The organism is Devosia riboflavina, assembly GCF_000743575.1.
GTDB classification, from domain to species: domain Bacteria; phylum Pseudomonadota; class Alphaproteobacteria; order Rhizobiales; family Devosiaceae; genus Devosia; species Devosia riboflavina.
Map to the genome: position 1 here is coordinate 242,241 of NZ_JQGC01000015.1, position 17,230 is coordinate 259,470.

Consider the following 17,230-nt stretch of genomic DNA (forward strand, 5'->3'; position numbering starts at 1 on the left):
TCCGCTGAGCGTTTGGCATCGATGTAGCACCGGCCAGATTATTCCCTTCGTTGATCGGAGTTCATCCTTCTACTGCGTCACCAAGGCGTACATCTTTGCCCTATAAGCCATCAGCTTCTGATTCACTTCCAGCATTTCTGCAACTAGCTGGTCATAGTCAGGAAAACGCTTCTGAATGTCCTGAGGATGCTCCAACGAATCCTTGTCTCGCTCGAGTTGGTTTGCATACCAACGCCGAAAACGCGCCTGCCATTTGGTAAGATGAGGGCGCAAGCCAGTGTTCAGCACCTCTATGGACAGCTGAATGATCTTCTTGGTCGAGTCCTGACGCACCTTGACCACCGGCACGTCCTTGATCAGCTCGCGGGTGACGGCGAAGAATTCATACCAGCTATTGTAGATCTCATCGATGACATCGTCATCCGGATCGATCTTGAGCCCGATCTTACGCGTACTGAGTTCGACCCACACCCGGTAGGCAACCGTGCGATCGAGATCGTTCGCCCTCAGGGTGATTTTCTGATCGCCAAGACCAAACTCGGCCTCTTCGATCTCAAATTCTGGCAGCCGGCGATGAAACAGGTAGTGACGTACCAGCAGAGCAATACCAAGCGCCAAGATCAGTAGCGCCACCACGACTACATTGACGTGGACACTGAGACCGAAGTCTTTATCCAGGGCAATGCTCAAATAGTCGGTCACCGTCTCAGTCGAGCTTGTCGAGCCCGTATCGCCCATGAAATCCCCCATAACCGGCATCGAGAGCCAAGCCGACAATTTTATTGAATGCCCTTTACAACAGAACGCACAGCAACGACATACATTCAGAGGGCCAAAAGGTGAACAGAAAAAGGCGTTAATCCAAAGGGGGAGCAATGGCGTCGCGTCGTCACGTTTTTATCAGTCATCATCACGCCGATGATCAAGCTGTGACCAATATGACCAACATGTTGGCGCGCAACGGATATGAAATTCGGAACAGCTCAATTCGAGCAAAGCCCGCGAACCAGGAGCGATTGAAAAAAGGACTGGTGAGCGACAACACTATCAAGCGCTTGCTTCGCATGAAGATGAGTTGGGCCTCAACCGTCGTGGTCGTGATCGGAAAAAACACCTCGCAACGGCCTTGGGTTGATTGGGAAATCGATCAAGCAAAACGCCAGGGGAAGCGCATCGTCGGCGTCTATGAGCGCGGTGGAACCGAGAACGACAAGCCGGCTTCGTTGGAGCAATACGCCAGCGCAATCGTGAACTGGAACGCCGAGAGCATCATTGCTGCGGTTGAAGGCGCAAATAGCTTTCAGACGCCGGCAGGAAACGATCGCCCGGCCGTGCACGCTGCATCCACATCGAAGTGTTAACTCATGGCCAAGGTGTACATGTATGTGGTCGCCCGGGATTTTGGCTTCGCGCCCAACCCGTTTCACGGAACGTGCACGTTGGCGACGTGCAAGCCGAAAATTCGGAGCGTTGCAAAACAAGGGGACTGGGTCGTCGGCATGGGCGGCACATCGCTCAAGGCCACGGGCAAATGCATCTATTTCATGCAAGTGACCTCAAGCCTGTCTTTCAACGAGTATTGGGCCCATCCTGACTTCAGGGGCAAGAGGCCGGCGCGCAATGGGTCCCGGATGGCGATGCTGGGTGACAATATCTATCACCGCGAGAGCGAGGACGAGCTTTGGACCCAGGAGAACTCCCATCATAGCAATGAAGATGGCACTCCCGAATGGTTCAATGTGGAAAACGACACCAGCGCGGACAAGGTGCTTATCTCCAATCGGTTTGTTTACTTCGGCCGAGAAGCTATTGAAATTCCTCAGGCCGTGCTGGACGCAATCCAATATGAGAATGGTCGCGGGCATCGAACGTTCATCGAGTCACAGTGCGGCCCACTAATAGAGTGGATGGAGGCGCAGGGGAAAGGAAACTGGAACCTGGTGCTGGCCGATCCACATCAGTTCGAGGAAAGCGCTGCGCGATACTCCAAGCAAACCAACAAGGTTGCTTAGCCAAGGCCCAAGTTGTGGCCCGACAACTACGCAACTTGAAAAGGTCAGATCGTCGTCGCAGGATATGACTTGGGGGAATCAAATGATGACAGTCGACGCACGAACGCTGATGCGCCATCAAGGCAGCCTTTTTTTGGAAGAGGACGTGCCGCTTGCACTGGATGAGTTCCAACAATTCACGGTCAGGACCGACAAGAACGAAAAGAGCGACATTGCTGGTTTAGGTTTTGTTTTTCTGGGCCTGTTTGGCGAGGTCGGCAGCCTGCTCAGTGCTTTGAAAAAGAAGCAGCGCGACAAGGAGTCTTTCTCCTCGTACCACGACGAGGTCATCGAAGAATTTGGGGACGCCCTCTGGTACTTCGCCAATGCCGCTCTACGCGCGGGCATGAACCTCTCAGACATCGCTGAACGCGCTCGGCTTTCACTGGCTGATTGGACTTACCAAGGGAAAGCCGGTCCCTCTACGTTCGAAGACCTGCAAAAAGCAGGCAGAGCTTTCGCTGAGCCGGCCGAGGGTCAACAGGTCGAGACCAGCCTTTTGGCGTTGGCTGGCCGCGTCGGCATGCTGGTTTCGCATTGGAGCAGCGGGCAGATTCGTGACAACGGCGACCAACTATCAGCTGACCTGGTTGAGATATTTCGATCGCTGCTTATTGCTGCCGAAGAGGCGAATGTGAGTCTCGACGCCGCAGCCCGACACAATGTCATCAAGACCGTGGGTCGGTGGCCTGAGAAGAGAGTTTGGGACAAGCTCTTTGATGACGACTTCCCGGACTACGAGCAGATACCGCGCATCATGAGGGTGGAGTTCATCGAGCGCACGCATGGGCAGCGGCAGCAGGTTGTGATGCGATACAACGGCGTCAATCTCGGCAGCCCGCTCACGGACAACCGGCTCGAAGCGGACGACTACCGTTACCATGATGTGTTCCATCTGGCCTTTGCTGGAATCCTTGGATGGTCCCCAACCCTGCGAGCCTTGCTGCGCATCAAGCGGAAGAGTAATCCGGCGGTCGACGAGAACGAGGACGGGGCCAGAGCCAACATCATCGAAGAAGGCATCTCCACCTGGATCTTCAATCATGGCCTGCGACATGGAGCATTCAAGCACGTAAAATCCTTGGATTACGCGTTGCTGAAGGCTGTTCGCGAACTCGTCACAGGGTATGAGGTCGCGCAAAGGCCGCTGTGGCAGTGGGAGTACGCGATTCTGGAAGGTTTTCGTGTGTTCCGGGAGCTTCGTGAGCATCGAAATGGCGTGGTTACCATCGATCTGGAACAGCGGAGCATAGTCTTTGAGAGGATGTCATGAACTCACGCGCGGCAGTGGCAAAAGATTTCGTTGCCTTGGTAGCCGACCTCAAGTTCGACGACGTCTTCAATCCTTACACTGACGTCTGCCCGGATTTCGATCGCGCCGATGCCGCAGCCATTAGACGACTCAATCTAGAAAAGGCCATTGAGGCTGCTCTGACCACGGGGGTTGAGAGCATTTGGGTAGCGCGCGATCTTGGCTACAGGGGTGGGCGCCGCACAGGTCTGGCTCTGACTGATGAAGTGCACCTTCAGGCTCATGCAAAGCTTCTAGGTGTGAAGGAGCTTGAGCGATCGACGTTGGGGCCGGCGACGGCGGAACGCACCGCAACCGTGATTTGGCGAATGCTGATGGAGATTAGGAAGCCAGTCTTCCTGTGGAATGTGTTTCCATTGCACCCGCACGAGCATGCACGCCCGATGTCGAACAGATCCCATACACGCTCAGAGCGACAGGCCTGTCGGCACGTCTTGGTGACATTGCTGGATATCCTAGTTCCGCAATCAGTGCTTGCCATCGGTCGGGATGCCGAAGTGGCGATGTCCGACCTTGGTATGCGGTCAAAACAGGTCCGGCACCCGAGCTACGGTGGCCAGCCCGAGTTTATCGCTAGCGTGTCTGCCCACTATGGCCTCGAGAGGCCTGGCCCTGGTGCTGAAACCTTGCCATTGTTCGTTTGAGGCTGTGCGTCATCGCGCCATGCGGGAGTAGCTGTCTAGATCTTCAACCAGCGTGACAACTCCACTGCCTTTTTCGTACGTTGGTCGAGAACCATCCATACGGAGTCGTCATACCCTTTGAGGTCGCCCCAGACGATCCGTCGATAGAGGCCCAAATACTCCCATTTGGTCCACCCCTTGTCCTGCTGGCTTTCTACCGTAGGAAGGATCGCCACGCGAAACAGGTTCTTCGCTTGGTCGGCGATCCCCAGTTCCCAAGGCACCCATCGGCTGTCTTTGCTGTTCTCGGAAGCCAGCAGAACGAAATTCCGAGACTTCCGAATCCTCTTCTTCAAACCGATCGCCGTCTCCGTGCTTGTGTAAGGAGGCAAGGCTGGGTCTTTCTTGTCGATGTAGACTGACGCACCATGCTCTGCGAGCAGAGCAACGGCACCCACAACTAGCTCTTGGTCCTTGCTCGAGTGGGAGAGGAAAGTCGCACCATTTGGGTCACGCTCCTCGGCAGCTTTTCTAACGGAAGCCTGCTCCGTGAGGCGCATGTTTGAGGACAGTCGGAGGATATCCTCTCGGGTAGCGTATTCTATCAAGCAGAAGCCTCCTGTAACCGCAGCAATCCGCGGAGGATGAGCGCGACGGCCTCATCGACGTGAACGGTCCTCGCCAAGGTCGCGACCTCGTCCTCAAGCAGACCATTTGCTAGGTCCATCGACCTCCATCGTGAAAAGCCTTCGCGGCCAGGCCAAGCTGTCGACTTACCTGTTCTGGGCAAAAGGTCCATGTCAGCTGCAATGTCTCCAGCGCAACCTCCAAACCCACCCAGCAAAAACAGTGGCTGTTGTGCCTCCAGTGCGAATTCCGTCTCTTCGGCGATACCAGGCATGACGCCTTTGAAGTTTGTCACCCTACCTCCGAGAACGATACGAGCGTCGATCACTTCGGTTTGGGTTCGCCGCATAGACGTAAGACTGTCGGCCCAATCCTGGTCAGTGAAATCGTCCGGCGAAAGCTGCACAAGATCATTCTCAGCCATGTCGCGCCCGTCTCTGTCGAGGCAACGTAACTCACCTATCCCCTCAAGGTCTTCGCGTAGCGCACTCAGGTAGGCCCGAGGCTTCGTGGAGTGGACCGGCCATGGCAGGTAATTCGAGAACGCCGGCCTGGAATCGCCAATATCCGCGTCCCGTCGATGCCGCGCGACTAACTCGAAGAGGAGCCTAGTGTAGCCATTGTCCCGTAGGTCGCCTCCGTAGACCAACCGCGCGCCCATCGCCAAAAGATGCCGGGATATTTCCGTCATGGCGTCGCGAAGATGTTCGTCGGCCAAACCACGAACTGCCAAATCATCGCTTTCGGAGATCGATATGGCGACAACCTTCTGGCTGAGGGGCTCGCGATAATTCATGTCTCTACTCCAGACTGGGCGATCCATTCGGTGATGCTGCGCAGCTTGACCTTGGGAGCCACCACCTCGAACAGCCGCTGTTCTTCCGAGCCGATCGGGGGATCGGGATAGACCAACGTCGCCTCCGCCTGCGCCTCGCCGACGAGTCCCGCCAAGGAAATTAACTCTGGCGGTCTTGGCAGAAACACCGCGTCGCTGGGCCCGTCTCTATTGACCATCTCTGTTCGACACCGCCAGAGAAAGTCCTTGAGCACTTCGTCCAACAGCCTGCCAACCACAGTGTCGATGCGATCAAGGAGGACCGGGTACATGCGGATTATGGGGACGTTCCCCATGTAGGGGAAGCCGCGCTCATCCGCGTCCTGGATGCAGTTTGCCACCACCAGCGGGACGCTATGTCGTTTGGCTTCAATGATCTCTCGACGGCACCATTCCCTCGACGAGAAGCTGTCGGTGTGAATAGCAACAACCGCACTGACGCGTACCTGCGCCAACAATACCCTATCGAAACGTGTGCCTGTAGGGATGTCTTTGACATCAAAGAAGCTGCTGAACCCTTGCGCATCGTGAAGAGCCTCGCGCACGATCCTGGCTATCCGCTCGCCATCATCGTCGTGCTTAGAGTGACTCAAGAATATCTGGACCTTCTGCAGATACCCTTGGAGTTCTTCCTCCTCGGTCAAGGGGCGCCTCAAACGCTCAAGATACAAGCGCAGCATACGACTGAACTGGTATGTCAGGTCGGTGGTGAGCTTCTGCAGCTTCCTCGCGAGTTCCAGGACATCGCTCCATCGATCCCACCTAACCGCCTGCTCGATCACGCCGGACCTGGTGAGCGAGGCGTCTATGGCCACAGGGAAGACCATGGATCGCATGCCGGCCTCGTCGGTTGACTGCTCGATGTCTTGCAGCCAGGCCATGTAAGTTGGCGACTTCGCGAAGTTCTCGTCAAACAGCACCACGACTGCGGAGGTCTCTCCTTCCTCAAGATCGATTGGCAGCGGAACGCCCGTCGCAGGGTCAGGCTCATGGCGATAGACGACGCTGAGGCCAGCGCCACCAGCGATGTTGCCGAAGTGCTCGCGACGATAGTGATCAAACAGGTGCTTGGAGATTGCCGGTCCAAGCTCGAAATCTGGGTGCCAAGCCACATAGACGACCAGAAATGGGCGAGTTGGGATCGGCATTCGGGTATCCTTCAAGCATTGCGGGAGCGACGAGCGCGAGAATTGTTGATCAACAAGGGACTTCGGGAGTTCGCGGTTTCGATCAGGCTGATCAGGTTGTAACGCCCTTGGGTTATCGTGGCTCAATCGGTCCAGATGGCATAGCCGGAATCAACGTTGTCAAACAGTCGATCGGGGACCAGATACCGACCGTTAGCTAAAGGATATAGTGTCGGCAATCGGACGCCGATTAGACCGTGCCCCTTTTCCAGCGTGGCCTCAATCTCCCAATCCACATACTTCCGTCCCCATGTAGCCGACCCCACGAGCACAATGGTGCACGAGCTTCCTGAGGTAAAGTTCTCACGAATTCTGCGCAGGACGTAGTCCACGTTGTCGCTGTCGATGCGTCTTTCCAGCGAAGTGTCCGAGATCAACTCGTATTCGTCGTGGAACGTCCTCGAGAACGCGTCGTAGTACCCTTGGTCTCCGCCATGGTGATAACTCATAAAGACCCGACGTCGAATAAATCCATTCGATCCGAAGGTTGCCAATCCCATGGCGTCACACACCTGCTTCCGTCTCTATCCACTACAAAGCCGAGGTAGAGCCGTAGATCAATCACCTGCAGGGAGCTCAGCGTTTGAACCGATGAGCGGGCGGCTCCGGCCCTCCCCTTGGATAGGAAAGCCTTGTAAGAGGCCGCTTTTCATCATGCGGCACCGGAAGCAGACAGTCCGCTACCGGCCCCAAATCGGCCCTCACGCAAGCTCAGTTGCAATCGCCTTTGTCGTATTCCAAGATCTGGTTCGAGCCATCAAATCAGCTTTGGATCCGGCGGCGGTGGCTCGTCCCCCAGCCCATCTGGAGCGTCTGGCTTCTCAGCTATGGTCTTGACCTGGGGCACGGCGGGCATAGGCATCTCGTCGAGATTGATGACCGCTTTCCGCTGGACTGCGGGTGTGGCCAGCGGGCCGGTGATCGGCCAAGCACTGCTGGGGCGCTTATAGGCGTTTTGCGATCTGAGATTGCGATGGCCAACGAGTTCGGCGATTTCCTCGGCCGTGTAGCCGGCTGCATGCCAGGTGCTGATGGCGGTGTGGCGGAACGAGGATGGGGCGAGGCGCTCAATACGCTGGCCCGTGTTCTTGCTGACCGTCTCGCAGGCCCGGGCCAGGATTTCCGCCAGCAGGCTGAGCCACGCATCATAGCCGATGGCCTCCACATCCCGAGCGGCAATGTAGATGAGAGCCAAGAGCGCTTCCCGGTGCGTGGGGTGGAAGTCGGAGATGTCAATCTCGCGCAGTTTTTGCTCACCCTCGGGCTGCTTCGCGCTGGGAATGAAGAGCGTATTGCCTTCGACCCAGGCCCGGGTCAGTTCGACCGGTCGAGGTCCCAGCCTTGGCACGAGCAGGCAAAAGAGAGCGACGGCCGCCGAACGGATTCGCTTATGGCGGACGGCCATGATTTTGAGATGCCCGAACACCTCCTTGACCTCCCAGTCCTTGGCGTCCTTTACCTTCTTGCTCGACGTGCGCGGCTCCGGCGGCGTTCCAGCCATGCCGTTAAGCGTCGTCATCAACCGGTGCAAGACTGCTATGATAACCTCTCGGTCCATGTCCCCGGTCCTGCCGATGACGATGGCGGCGGCGCAGTAGCGGCGCTTATAGAGACGGACGGTGCTAGGCTTCAGAACGCCGGTGCGATCCTCGGCATGCCGGCATAGGGCTTCGAGGGGGTCACAATCGGGATAACGCGCCTGTCCCTGGACGGCATAGCGCTTTCCCATGGCGCGGTAATCGTCGATGGTTTCAGCTCTGGCCATGATGTTCTGTCTGTTACTCCACGGTATTTGCGCGTTACTCCACGGTTTTGTGGGGTGCCACCACCTCTTGCTTCACTGCCCGACGGCATATTCGGCGACCGTGGCATGCAGCCTCGGCGGGATCCATTGGAACCGGAGACTCTTTGCATACCCACCGTTTGCCGGGTTGGGTGCGAAGTCCATGGCGCTGCCTGACAACACCGCGACGCGGACATTGCCGAAACCAAGTTCTCCGATAGCGCGATGAGCTCGACCGGCTACGTCCCCCTCGGGAAAGAAGACGAAGTGTAGATCCAGAAACCGCGCCTCGACGCCGATGAGCATGATCTGGCGCAGGACGGCGTCATCCCAAATGGGCTTGTGCACGAAGTCGAGGCCGGCCCACAGCAGGCGGCGACCACCGGTTTCCGCCCGCAGCAAGAGAGCCGGCCGGCAATAGGGGTGGTGCACACGCGGTTGCAGCAGCCGGTAAGAACCGGCACCGAACGGGGTGAACCGGGAGGATTCTGCCAGCAGCACCGCGCGGCATTTTTCCTCAAAGCTCTTCTGCGCGCGCTTGCCCGCCGACATCGGCGAGGCCGCCTCCGACGCCATGGTCTCGAATAGCCTCGACAGGCTTTCGTAGCGGAGGACCGGTCTCGAGCGGAGGAGGCGCAGGGTCGCTTCCCGATCTCGGCGCCAGAGTTTGGCCAGCATCTCCGCATGAGAGAATTTTGGAATGCCGAGCCATTCGGCAGAAGCGGAATCGGCCCCAGCCAGCTCGTCGAGGAACGTGATTCCGGCAATCATGCGTCGCAGCTGATTGGCGGAATAGCCCGACAATTGTTCGGCGCGCCGGATAGGGGGCAGACCGGAACTGTCGACACCTTGCGTCTCCATCCGGCGAACTGCCCGGGCAACCTGGTCCCAGGGCACGTTACGTGATCGAGCGGATTTTAACGTTTCCATTCAAAGGACCTTAAGGCGAAGGCGGTAGGGACGAGAATGAAGCTGTAAGTCGAATTTAGTACTTAGTACAAAATTCCGGCCAGAACAGCAAGCGGAAAAGGACGCAACATGCATATCGTGACCATTGCCAATGCCAAGGGCGGCTCCGGGAAGTCGACCCTCGCCATCAATCTTGCCGTGGCGGCGCTGCTGTCGGGCAGGAAGGTTCTCTTGATCGACTGCGACCCGCAGCAGACGGTGATGGACTGGGGCGAGATGCGAGAGCGGGAGGGGCCGACCATCGTGGCCCACGAACTGCGCGAGCTGCCGACCGTATTCGCAAAGGCGAGGCAGGAACAGTACGATCTTGTATTGGTCGATGTCGCGGGTCGCGACAATGCGGCGCTCTTCGGTCTTTTCCGCTTGGTCGATTTTGTCCTCGTACCATCGGCTCCTTTTAATGTGGAACTGCGGGTGACCAAGACGGTAAGGCGCATGATCGATGCAGCCGGGCGGCAATCGCGGATCGTCCTCGTTCGGACGACCGATCCGCAGGCGCGCCGGACTCGCAAGGCCATCGAGGAATTCCCCAATCATTTTGCCCCGGTGGCCTTGCGCTACCTCGTTGCCTATCCCGACAGCTATGCCGCGGGGGAAGGCGTCTTGGAGACTTATCCGGGCAGTGTCGCCGCCACCGAAGTGCAGGCGCTCTTCGACTACATGCTTGAGATTGTCGGGGGAGGGCGCAATGGCTGAACGCAAGGGTCAGGCTCTTGGGGACATGCTCGATCTGGGGCCGGTGCGGTCGCTTCTCGACGAGCTGGGCAGACTCGAGGACGCAATCGGCCAGAACAGGAAGGACCGTTCTGCAGTCGCCACGGACTTTACCTTCCGCGTGCCGCCCGACCTTCTGGACGAGGTTCGCGACATGGCCCGCGAGCGCGGCTGCACGGTGAATGCCATGATGGCCGGTCTCGTTGATCTCGGTCTTCAGTCCCTCGGTCGGCCCGGCATCGCGGCGCGCCATCCCGACTATGTCGCCTATCTGCGCCGGGGCCGCCGCGGCGCCGCCTGAACCGGCGATCTGGCTCTTGACAGGATCCTGACCCCAAAAAATCATGGCCTCATGGCCTCATGGCCTCATGGCCTCATGGCCTCATGGAGACATCTTAGGGGAGGGATGGCCAAAGCCTGCTTGGAACCCGCTCAGGTTTGCAAAGCATCCCCAACGCTACCTCTCTGTGGATCCCGGGCATAGGCTCTTGGGCCCAGCCGATCATGGTGCCAAGCTGTTCCAATGCCAACGAATCTCACCCGCACCGATTTCGTTCTCGTCGCGCATTTGCAGGCGACATGGCAGCGTGCAGGCAAAGAGAATGTCGACCCCTGGCTAGCCGTCGAGCGCGAAAAGCGCACCTTTTCGTTGATCTGCCAGTTCGATCCGACCGATGGCCTCTATCATGCCTGGTTGTCGACCTGGCGGCGCCGGCTCTGGGACGCCAAGGGCTTTCGCATCGGTCTCGATCTTTATCAGCTCGAGGAGGTCCGGGCGGCCCTGGCGCGGTTCCACGCGATCAAGGACAGGCTGCCGGTCGATCAACGCGACGTCGGCCAATATCACACGGTCGATGACCTAGAGGCCGTAGTGCCGACCCGGATCGCGCAAAACCGAAGGCGTCTCGAAAGCGAGAGTCTCAAGAATCAGGCTTATGACGAAACTGAGATCCTCTTCCGCGACGGGCGTTGGATGGTAGTGCGCGTCAAGGGCTTTGCCGCAGCCCGGTTCTGGGGCCTGGGCACGCGCTGGTGCACGACAATGGCCGAGCACACCTTCTGGAACTATGCCACAGGTGGCGAGCTGCTGGTCTTTTTGACGCCGCATGGAAAATATCAGCTGGCGACGCGGAGCCAAATGTTCAGGAACGAGAGCGACGATCCGTTCGATCTCAAGGTTTTTCGTGGGGCGCCGCCCGAGTTCCACAAGCTCCTTCAGACCTATCGCCGGCACTAAGCGCGGGGAAGCGGCTGCGGGCGGCTGAAGCTTTGTGGCATGGCACATCAGTCGCTTTATGGGTCAGCTTCAGCCTTGTCTCGGTCGATGGCAGCGTCCAAGCCCCAGAAATTGACGCTACAATTACAATGGCTTGTCGGCACTGCAATCCAAAATTAACCAAAACGAGCCTTTTGCTTTGACTTCTGCAGCAGGGATCCGGCAGCCTTGGCAAACGATGCCAATCCCGGCGTCGAACTGGTTGGAACCGCCTCGAATTCGAAGCGGCCGACAGGGTGGTGGTACACCCTGCCGACCTAACCAGCACCATACTGATTGGACCAGTACGATGAAGGCTAATGCCACTCATAGCGGCCCTGCGGCCGCACGCAACCCCATTTCCCCCGCCAATGATGTGCTCGGCCTCAACGGTGCCGATCTCGTGCATCCAGGCCTCGTCAATCACCCGACGCTCTCGCCCAGCATCCAGGTGCAGATCCTGTCCATCGTCGATGCGACCGGCTCCGCCAGCATCGGCGACATCGTCGCCGAGCTTCCCGGCCACACCGATCCGGTCGGGGCCATTTTCGCGCTGATCGCGGCTGACGTGCTCGTGGTGGTCACCGCCGGTATCATCGACGCCCATTCGATCGTAGCGCGGCCCGATGGCGATCCCAATGGCGGCTTCAACAGCGAGGACGACGAGACGCCCCCTGCGACTTCGCCCGACACCGCGGCCGGAAGTGCGAAAGACGCCCCTCCCATCGACGTTTCCGCCTTGGCGGAAGCGTCTTTGCCCCCAGATCTGCTGTTGGTGCCCTCGTCTCCCCTTAAGCCTCGGATCGTTATGGGTCCGGGCCGGCGGCGTGCCGCCTTCAAGCATGTGCCCATCCTGCAGCAGGCCGGCGTCTATATCTTTCTGCGGGCGCACAGTGTCTATGTCGGCTTTGGCACCGATGTCGGCGCTCGTATTGCCGCGGGACGGCAAATGCCCGATGGCACGCCCAACGTCATTATCGCCATCACCGACATGCAGGATGGTTTGTCGGACGAGGATGCCCGGGCGCTCGAGCGGATCCTCTGGTCCTATGTGTCCAGCGACGAAGACTTTTCCCTGATCAATGGCGTCCCTGACGGCGCACCCATCGATCCCGACCGCTATGACCAGTTGGCGCTCTTTGCCTCCGAGGTCGTGCTGGCGCTGCGCCAGGCTGGGCTCATGTTTCTCCATGGCTCGGTCCGCGAGCGCCTCGCCAGTCCCAGAGCAGAACCGGAGCGCCTGGGTGCACCCCGCCGCATCGACGACCTGCCCGAAGGCCGGGTCATGGAACTCAACTACTGCGGCCTGACGGCCCTGGCGGCGGAACGGGACGATGGAACCTGGCTTCTCCTGCGCGGATCCGACGTCCGCATCGAGACGGTGAACTCCGCCTCGGCCAGCGCCTCGTTCCAGCGGGCGGCCTGGCTCCATGCCGGGCTTCTCGAAGAGGCGCGGGACGGTTCCTGCTACGTGCTCAAACGCGACATCAGCTTCTCCTCGGGCAGCGCCGTCGGTCACTTCGTCTCCGGCAGCCGGGGTTTTGGCCTCTCCTCGTGGCGCGCGATAGAGCCGGGCGACGACGAACTGGCCGAACTCGCCTGCTAGTCCGACCCGAGCGGTCTCATCTCATCCCCTTTCCTTTCGAACATGGCGCGGCCGCGGCCGCCGCCTGGAGAGCACTCATGTCTCTTTCCCGCCTCAACGTTCCGTCGGCGAGTGACGATATCGACGACACTGACGACCAAGCCCAAGAAGGTGTCACCCCGCGCCGCGCCACCGAGCGGCCGGGCGACGCCTTGGCCCGCCTGATGCTCGACGCCGTCCTCAATCGCAAACTGCGTCGCCTCATGAAGGCGGCCTCGCGTCTCATCGTCATCAAGACTGCCGATGAACTGGCCGCTAGACTCATGGACAGCTATCTGACCGGCCATGATCGGGCCGTGGCGGTCGAAGCCTATACCGAACTCACCCGCACCGGCGGCCGTCTCGAGCAGCAGGGTCGGGACGACCTGCGCAAGCTCGAACATGGCCGCAGCGTCATCCTGATCTCCCAGGATCCCGAGCGCATCCTCGTTCACGAAGCCATGGGTAGCGCCGATGCCATCATCGTCTTGCCGCCCCCCGATCTCGCCATTATCCGCAAGACCATTCGCGCCGTCACCGGCAGGACGGTCCGCGGCTTGCACCGGCCCGATATCGAGGAGCTGAGCATCGCCGATCTGACGACGGCCATCCGACCGGGCCTGACCTCCCGGGAATGCGTCATCAATCTCCGGCGCGCCGCACGCAACCGGATCCAGACCCTCGATAACAATTGTGTCCTGGCGCTCGAAGACCTGGCCATGACGCGGCCGGTCGCGGCCTGGGCCTTTGACACGCTGCGCATCATGGAGAACATCTCCAGCGGCAAGATCGAATCGACTGCCTTGCGTTATGCTTGTCTCGAAGGACCTCCGGGGACCGGCAAGACGACCGTGGCGGCGGCCTTGGCCAAGTCGGCTGGATGGAACTTTGTCTCCACCTCGGTCGGACGGTGGTTCGCCGAATCCGGCGGTCATCTCGGTGATGTCATCCGGGCGGCCCGGCGCTTCTTTGATGAGATTGCGCTCGCCAAGGGGCCGGTAGTCGGGCTCCTCGATGAAATCGACGGCCTGCCCAATCGCGCCGCCATGGTCCCTTCAGATTCTCAATGGTGGACACCGGTGATCACCTTCACCCTGACCGAGATCGATCGGCTGCGGCAGGCGGGAAAGCCGATCCTGCTCATCGGTGCGACCAATCATATCGAGCGTCTCGATGCCGCGCTGATCCGTCCGGGGCGCCTCGAAACCAAGGTCTCGGTTCTGCTGCCCGACTTCGACGACCGGCGGCGGCTGTTCGGCGGATTCCTCGGCGACAGGATCTCCGACGATGGCGTTGCCATGCTGGCACGGCTGGCGGTGACGGCGACGCCCGCTCGGATCGAAAGCTGGTGCAGGACCGCTCTTGCCCGGGCGGAATCGGAAAACCGGAAACTGGCGCTGCGTGATCTCGTCGATCTGGTTGCGCCGGCGGATGGCCGCTCGGCCGAAAAGGACCACGCCGTTGCCCTGCACGAGGCCGGGCACGCCATCGTCGCTCACGATCTCGGCCTGCCGATCCTGGAAATCTCCATTTTGAGGATGGGGACAGTCGGCGGCTGGGTGAACACCAGGGCGGAAGAGCAGGGGCTCTTCACCCGTCCCGAGATCGAGCGCCTCGGCACGATGATTTTGGGCGGCCGCGCTGCCGATATGGTTCTGGGGCAGGGGGCCCATGCTGGAGCGGCTTCCGACATCGACGCCGTCAATACGCTGTTGCGGTCGGCCATGTTGGATTTTGGCCTCTATGGCTCTCTCAAGACCGCGAAGAACACCGACATCCGCAATTTTGTGGATGGCGTGCCGCTCGCGACCGCCATCGAAATGGAACTCAACCTTCTCCTCGAACGCGCCATCGCCATCGTCTCCCGCCGCCGCGAGGACATTTTCATGCTGGTAGCGGTCCTGCTCAAGGAGCGGGTCGTGACCGGTGATCGCCTGAACGAGTTGCTGGGCAACGTGGCCGCCGCTGCCCCGAGCGAAGAGGAAACCATCGGCGACAGCCGCTATCCGCGGAGGTCCGCATGATGACCCGGAACTAACAACTCCACCTCGCCATCCTGGCTTGGGACTTTGCACTGAGGCGATGCATCGCCTCAGTGCCTCCCGGGCCTGAGCGCGATGCCCTTAAAACCGCCGCGGCAGAGCCGAGCCTCACCAATATCCGCGCCGTGCTCGCCCTCGGCCTGCACCGCCCTTGGCGCGAACTGATCGAATCCGCGCTTGTCGAAATCGGCCTTGCCGCGGTGGAGGACATTCTCAGGAAGGACCAGTCATGACCATCGCTGACGAGACCCGCACTCTGATCCAAGCGGCACTGGCCGGTGATCCGGCGCTGGCATCTCTGTCCGTTTCCGGATTTTCGCCTGAAACGCTTTCCGTCCACATTGCGCCCGGCCGGCCGGTCAAGTCGATCGGCGGCTTCAGCTATTCTCCGGAGCCGCCATTCCATCGCGAAACCCTTATGGAGTTGATCATCCGCATGCAGCGCTTGCGTTGGCAGCGGGCGGCCCCCTTCGTCCCTGAGGTCATGCCGCCGGAACAGAGGGATCTGCAGGCGTTGCATAAAAAACATGGAAAGGCGACGGTGGGATTTGAATGCGGACCGGGATGGACCGACACCTTCGACGCCGTCTTCACCTGGCTCAACGAAATCGACCTAAACCGAGATTGGTCACCGAGCCAGATCAAGGAGAAGTACGGCACTTTGCGATTTTATTGGTACGGCGACCTGCCTGACCTCGGCGATGAAATCATCGAGGCCGCTGAGCATCTTTCCGGCCATCTCTGCGAGATCTGTGGCGCACCCGGTGTGTTGCGGAGTGACGGCGGCTGGTGGTCGACGCGATGCCGCGATCATCGCAAGGGGTGGCAATCATGACGTTCGTGACATCAAAAATCGTAGCCGACGCCTTGCGGGAGGTCGAGCGTATCAGGGAGGGGTTTGTGCATGGCACAGCGGAGCTGGCCGATGCACCGCACCTCTCGCACTGGACGGTTGAAGCGCAGTCCGCTGGTCTGCTCTACCTCATCGGCGAAGTCAGCGGCCATCCCTTGATCGACGACGGATGGTGCACAACCTCCGCCGTGCTCGCTGCCGATGTGAATGCTGGTTGGGTTCGAACCGTGAACCTGGGCCAGAGGGTCTTGATGGTGGGCAATCTTAGCTCGTTGAGCATGATGCCCAGGCGGGCTTCATCGATGGGATGGGTATTGGCTTTCATGCGCGTTCTCCCGCCATGTCCCGGGTCTCGACCAGGATCTGGTAGCTGTCCAGACAGACTGGTTGCACCCAGACCTGGGGCAAGTCGGCGGGATCTGGAGAGAACTTCGTCCGCAATGTCGCCAGATCCGGCAGGCTACCGGAACGGAGCACCTGACCCAACTCGCTGGCCAGCTCTCCTTCACAGTTGCGCTCATGGGCAAGCGCCAGGAGTTCGACTGTGATCTTGCAGGCTGGACGTTCCGGCATCGCAGCACACAGCGCCTCGAACGCACGACGATATTCCGGTCGGGGGAAGAGCTTGTCGCGATAAACCAGGTGCAGCAGCGCCATGGGCTTCTTGCGCAAGGAGTGGATGACGTGATGGTAGTTCACCACCTGGTCATGCTTGCCGTTGGCCTGAGCGCGCCCTCTGGACAGGGTCAGCAAATGCGTTCCGCCCATGAACACTTCCAGCCTGTCATCGAACAGACGCACCCTCAATCGGCGCCCTATGAGGCGGGAAGGCACGGTGTAGAACACCTTGCGCAAGGTGAACCCGCCCGTGCTGGAAACGGTGACGATCACCTCCTCGAAGTCCGTGGTGCGGCGCTCAGGCAGGACCTGCAGATGCGCTCGCACCGCCGGCTGGACTTTTGTGCCCAGTTCCATCGGTGCCTGGTTCGCCAGTGGTGATGGCGCGCTGGGGGGCGTGTCAAAAAATCTCAAAAGTTTTATGGACGAGGTTTTGGTCAATGAACCGGCCATCGGCTTTATGGATGAGTTGGATGCTCTTCCCAACCGGGCGACCCTGGACAACCGTGGCCGCGACTGGTGGACGCCGCTGATCAACCTGTTCCTTACCGAGATCGATCGGGTCAGGAAGTCGGGCAAGAAGGTCTTGCTGCTCGGCGCTACAAATTATTATGACCGGCTCGACGGTGCGCTCATCAGGCCCGGCCGCCTGCAGCAGCGTGTCTCCGTACTGCCGCCCCGGACGGAAGCCGAGTCGTCTAATCGCCTGGCCGTCAAGAGGTATGTGCAAGCCAGTC

The 17,230-nt window shown here is 59.6% G+C and carries 20 protein-coding genes and 2 pseudogenes; 13 read left to right on the top strand and 9 right to left on the bottom strand.

What is annotated here, in order from left to right; all coding sequences use genetic code 11:
• Positions 1-69: 69 nt before the first annotated feature.
• Positions 70-738: a hypothetical protein gene (locus tag JP75_RS16575; protein WP_051960809.1), complete on the bottom strand. Its 669-nt coding sequence runs from the start codon at positions 736-738 to the stop codon at positions 70-72.
• Between the two features lie 137 nt (positions 739-875).
• On the opposite strand from JP75_RS16575, the gene JP75_RS16580 reads away from it, so the two are divergent.
• The 4 genes from JP75_RS16580 (at position 876) to JP75_RS16595 (ending at position 4,007) form a co-directional block, all read left to right on the top strand.
• Positions 876-1,361, top strand: coding sequence for a TIR domain-containing protein (locus tag JP75_RS16580; protein WP_035085033.1), 486 nt, complete (start codon positions 876-878; stop codon positions 1,359-1,361).
• Positions 1,362-1,364: 3 nt separating this feature from the next.
• Positions 1,365-2,012: an Nmad2 family putative nucleotide modification protein gene (locus JP75_RS16585; protein ID WP_035085036.1), complete on the top strand. Its 648-nt coding sequence runs from the start codon at positions 1,365-1,367 to the stop codon at positions 2,010-2,012.
• Between the two features lie 82 nt (positions 2,013-2,094).
• Positions 2,095-3,324, top strand: coding sequence for a nucleoside triphosphate pyrophosphohydrolase family protein (locus tag JP75_RS16590; RefSeq protein ID WP_152565881.1), 1,230 nt, complete (start codon positions 2,095-2,097; stop codon positions 3,322-3,324).
• A complete protein-coding gene (locus tag JP75_RS16595) occupies positions 3,321-4,007 on the top strand; it encodes a uracil-DNA glycosylase (protein WP_035085039.1) in 687 nt (228 codons plus the stop codon). Before JP75_RS16590 ends, JP75_RS16595 begins: the two co-directional genes overlap by 4 nt.
• A 35-nt stretch (positions 4,008-4,042) precedes the next feature.
• On the opposite strand, the gene JP75_RS16600 is transcribed toward JP75_RS16595, so the two are convergent.
• The 6 genes from JP75_RS16600 to JP75_RS16625 all read right to left on the bottom strand — a co-directional run bounded on the left by JP75_RS16600 (position 4,043) and on the right by JP75_RS16625 (position 9,348).
• Entirely contained in the window at positions 4,043-4,546 is a 504-nt protein-coding gene (locus JP75_RS16600) for a toll/interleukin-1 receptor domain-containing protein (protein ID WP_152565888.1), read from the bottom strand.
• Positions 4,547-4,590: 44 nt separating this feature from the next.
• A complete protein-coding gene (locus tag JP75_RS16605; protein WP_035085042.1) occupies positions 4,591-5,409 on the bottom strand; it encodes a hypothetical protein in 819 nt (272 codons plus the stop codon).
• A complete protein-coding gene (locus tag JP75_RS16610; RefSeq protein WP_035085044.1) occupies positions 5,406-6,596 on the bottom strand; it encodes a toll/interleukin-1 receptor domain-containing protein in 1,191 nt (396 codons plus the stop codon). Before JP75_RS16610 ends, JP75_RS16605 begins: the two co-directional genes overlap by 4 nt.
• Before the next feature lie 122 nt (positions 6,597-6,718).
• On the bottom strand, positions 6,719-7,135 hold the full coding sequence (locus JP75_RS16615) for a TIR domain-containing protein (RefSeq protein ID WP_152565882.1): 417 nt from the start codon (positions 7,133-7,135) through the stop codon (positions 6,719-6,721).
• 257 nt (positions 7,136-7,392) lie between these two features.
• Positions 7,393-8,400 (bottom strand): site-specific integrase, encoded by a 1,008-nt coding sequence (locus tag JP75_RS16620; RefSeq protein WP_035085046.1) that lies wholly within the window; start codon positions 8,398-8,400, stop codon positions 7,393-7,395.
• A 72-nt stretch (positions 8,401-8,472) separates the two neighbouring features.
• Complete coding sequence (locus JP75_RS16625; RefSeq protein ID WP_152565883.1) at positions 8,473-9,348, bottom strand: hypothetical protein; 876 nt, start codon at positions 9,346-9,348, stop codon at positions 8,473-8,475.
• A 108-nt stretch (positions 9,349-9,456) separates the two neighbouring features.
• On the opposite strand from JP75_RS16625, the gene JP75_RS16630 reads away from it, so the two are divergent.
• The 8 genes and pseudogenes from JP75_RS16630 to JP75_RS27380 form a co-directional block, all read left to right on the top strand.
• Entirely contained in the window at positions 9,457-10,083 is a 627-nt protein-coding gene (locus JP75_RS16630; RefSeq protein WP_035085048.1) for a nucleotide-binding protein, read from the top strand.
• Complete coding sequence (locus JP75_RS16635) at positions 10,076-10,402, top strand: hypothetical protein (protein ID WP_035085049.1); 327 nt, start codon at positions 10,076-10,078, stop codon at positions 10,400-10,402. The genes JP75_RS16630 and JP75_RS16635 overlap by 8 nt, the downstream gene beginning before the upstream one ends.
• 222 nt (positions 10,403-10,624) lie before the next feature.
• Positions 10,625-11,338: a hypothetical protein gene (locus tag JP75_RS16640; protein WP_035085051.1), complete on the top strand. Its 714-nt coding sequence runs from the start codon at positions 10,625-10,627 to the stop codon at positions 11,336-11,338.
• A 328-nt stretch (positions 11,339-11,666) separates the two neighbouring features.
• Positions 11,667-12,962 carry a DUF4357 domain-containing protein gene (locus JP75_RS16645; RefSeq protein WP_035085053.1) on the top strand — a complete coding sequence of 432 codons (1,296 nt, stop codon included), beginning with the start codon at positions 11,667-11,669 and terminating at the stop codon, positions 12,960-12,962.
• Between the two features lie 77 nt (positions 12,963-13,039).
• The gene (locus tag JP75_RS16650) at positions 13,040-15,004 is read left to right on the top strand and encodes an AAA family ATPase (protein ID WP_035085057.1); all 1,965 of its coding nucleotides are present in this window, start codon (positions 13,040-13,042) and stop codon (positions 15,002-15,004) included.
• A 71-nt stretch (positions 15,005-15,075) separates the two neighbouring features.
• Positions 15,076-15,255 (top strand): hypothetical protein, encoded by a 180-nt coding sequence (locus JP75_RS16655; protein WP_035085060.1) that lies wholly within the window; start codon positions 15,076-15,078, stop codon positions 15,253-15,255.
• Positions 15,252-15,857, top strand: a complete 606-nt coding sequence (locus JP75_RS16660; RefSeq protein WP_035085061.1) for a hypothetical protein — start codon at positions 15,252-15,254, stop codon at positions 15,855-15,857. The genes JP75_RS16655 and JP75_RS16660 overlap by 4 nt, the downstream gene beginning before the upstream one ends.
• A pseudogene (locus tag JP75_RS27380) lies at positions 15,854-16,051 on the top strand (hypothetical protein); the annotation flags it as partial. The gene JP75_RS16660 and the pseudogene JP75_RS27380, both read left to right, overlap by 4 nt.
• Here JP75_RS27380 and JP75_RS16665 read toward each other — a convergent pair.
• Positions 16,000-16,200: a hypothetical protein gene (locus JP75_RS16665; RefSeq protein ID WP_035085062.1), complete on the bottom strand. Its 201-nt coding sequence runs from the start codon at positions 16,198-16,200 to the stop codon at positions 16,000-16,002. The pseudogene JP75_RS27380 and the gene JP75_RS16665 overlap by 52 nt on opposite strands.
• Positions 16,197-16,823 (bottom strand): annotated as a pseudogene (locus JP75_RS16670) (Mu transposase domain-containing protein); the annotation flags it as partial. The gene JP75_RS16665 and the pseudogene JP75_RS16670, both read right to left, overlap by 4 nt.
• 13 nt (positions 16,824-16,836) lie before the next feature.
• On the opposite strand from JP75_RS16670, the gene JP75_RS16675 reads away from it, so the two are divergent.
• The coding region (locus JP75_RS16675) for an AAA family ATPase (RefSeq protein WP_152565884.1) at positions 16,837-17,230 on the top strand (394 nt) is incomplete at its 3' end.

Bases quoted from the DNA above. Each gene is read 5' to 3' on its own strand.
- JP75_RS16600 (WP_152565888.1), bottom strand. From the start codon at position 4,546: ATGCGCCTCACGGAGCAGGCTTCCGTTAGAAAAGCTGCCGAGGAGCGT.
- JP75_RS16645 (WP_035085053.1), top strand. From the start codon at position 11,667: ATGAAGGCTAATGCCACTCATAGCGGCCCTGCGGCCGCACGCAACCCC.
- JP75_RS16585 (WP_035085036.1), top strand. From the start codon at position 1,365: ATGGCCAAGGTGTACATGTATGTGGTCGCCCGGGATTTTGGCTTCGCG.
- JP75_RS16620 (WP_035085046.1), bottom strand. From the start codon at position 8,400: ATGGCCAGAGCTGAAACCATCGACGATTACCGCGCCATGGGAAAGCGC.
- JP75_RS16665 (WP_035085062.1), bottom strand. From the start codon at position 16,200: ATGAAAGCCAATACCCATCCCATCGATGAAGCCCGCCTGGGCATCATG.
- JP75_RS16635 (WP_035085049.1), top strand. From the start codon at position 10,076: ATGGCTGAACGCAAGGGTCAGGCTCTTGGGGACATGCTCGATCTGGGG.
- JP75_RS16625 (WP_152565883.1), bottom strand. From the start codon at position 9,348: ATGGAAACGTTAAAATCCGCTCGATCACGTAACGTGCCCTGGGACCAG.
- JP75_RS16615 (WP_152565882.1), bottom strand. From the start codon at position 7,135: ATGGGATTGGCAACCTTCGGATCGAATGGATTTATTCGACGTCGGGTC.
- JP75_RS16605 (WP_035085042.1), bottom strand. From the start codon at position 5,409: ATGAATTATCGCGAGCCCCTCAGCCAGAAGGTTGTCGCCATATCGATC.
- JP75_RS16610 (WP_035085044.1), bottom strand. From the start codon at position 6,596: ATGCCGATCCCAACTCGCCCATTTCTGGTCGTCTATGTGGCTTGGCAC.
- JP75_RS16575 (WP_051960809.1), bottom strand. From the start codon at position 738: ATGGGCGATACGGGCTCGACAAGCTCGACTGAGACGGTGACCGACTAT.
- JP75_RS16640 (WP_035085051.1), top strand. From the start codon at position 10,625: ATGCCAACGAATCTCACCCGCACCGATTTCGTTCTCGTCGCGCATTTG.
- JP75_RS16580 (WP_035085033.1), top strand. From the start codon at position 876: ATGGCGTCGCGTCGTCACGTTTTTATCAGTCATCATCACGCCGATGAT.
- JP75_RS16630 (WP_035085048.1), top strand. From the start codon at position 9,457: ATGCATATCGTGACCATTGCCAATGCCAAGGGCGGCTCCGGGAAGTCG.
- JP75_RS16590 (WP_152565881.1), top strand. From the start codon at position 2,095: ATGATGACAGTCGACGCACGAACGCTGATGCGCCATCAAGGCAGCCTT.
- JP75_RS16595 (WP_035085039.1), top strand. From the start codon at position 3,321: ATGAACTCACGCGCGGCAGTGGCAAAAGATTTCGTTGCCTTGGTAGCC.
- JP75_RS16660 (WP_035085061.1), top strand. From the start codon at position 15,252: ATGACCATCGCTGACGAGACCCGCACTCTGATCCAAGCGGCACTGGCC.
- JP75_RS16650 (WP_035085057.1), top strand. From the start codon at position 13,040: ATGTCTCTTTCCCGCCTCAACGTTCCGTCGGCGAGTGACGATATCGAC.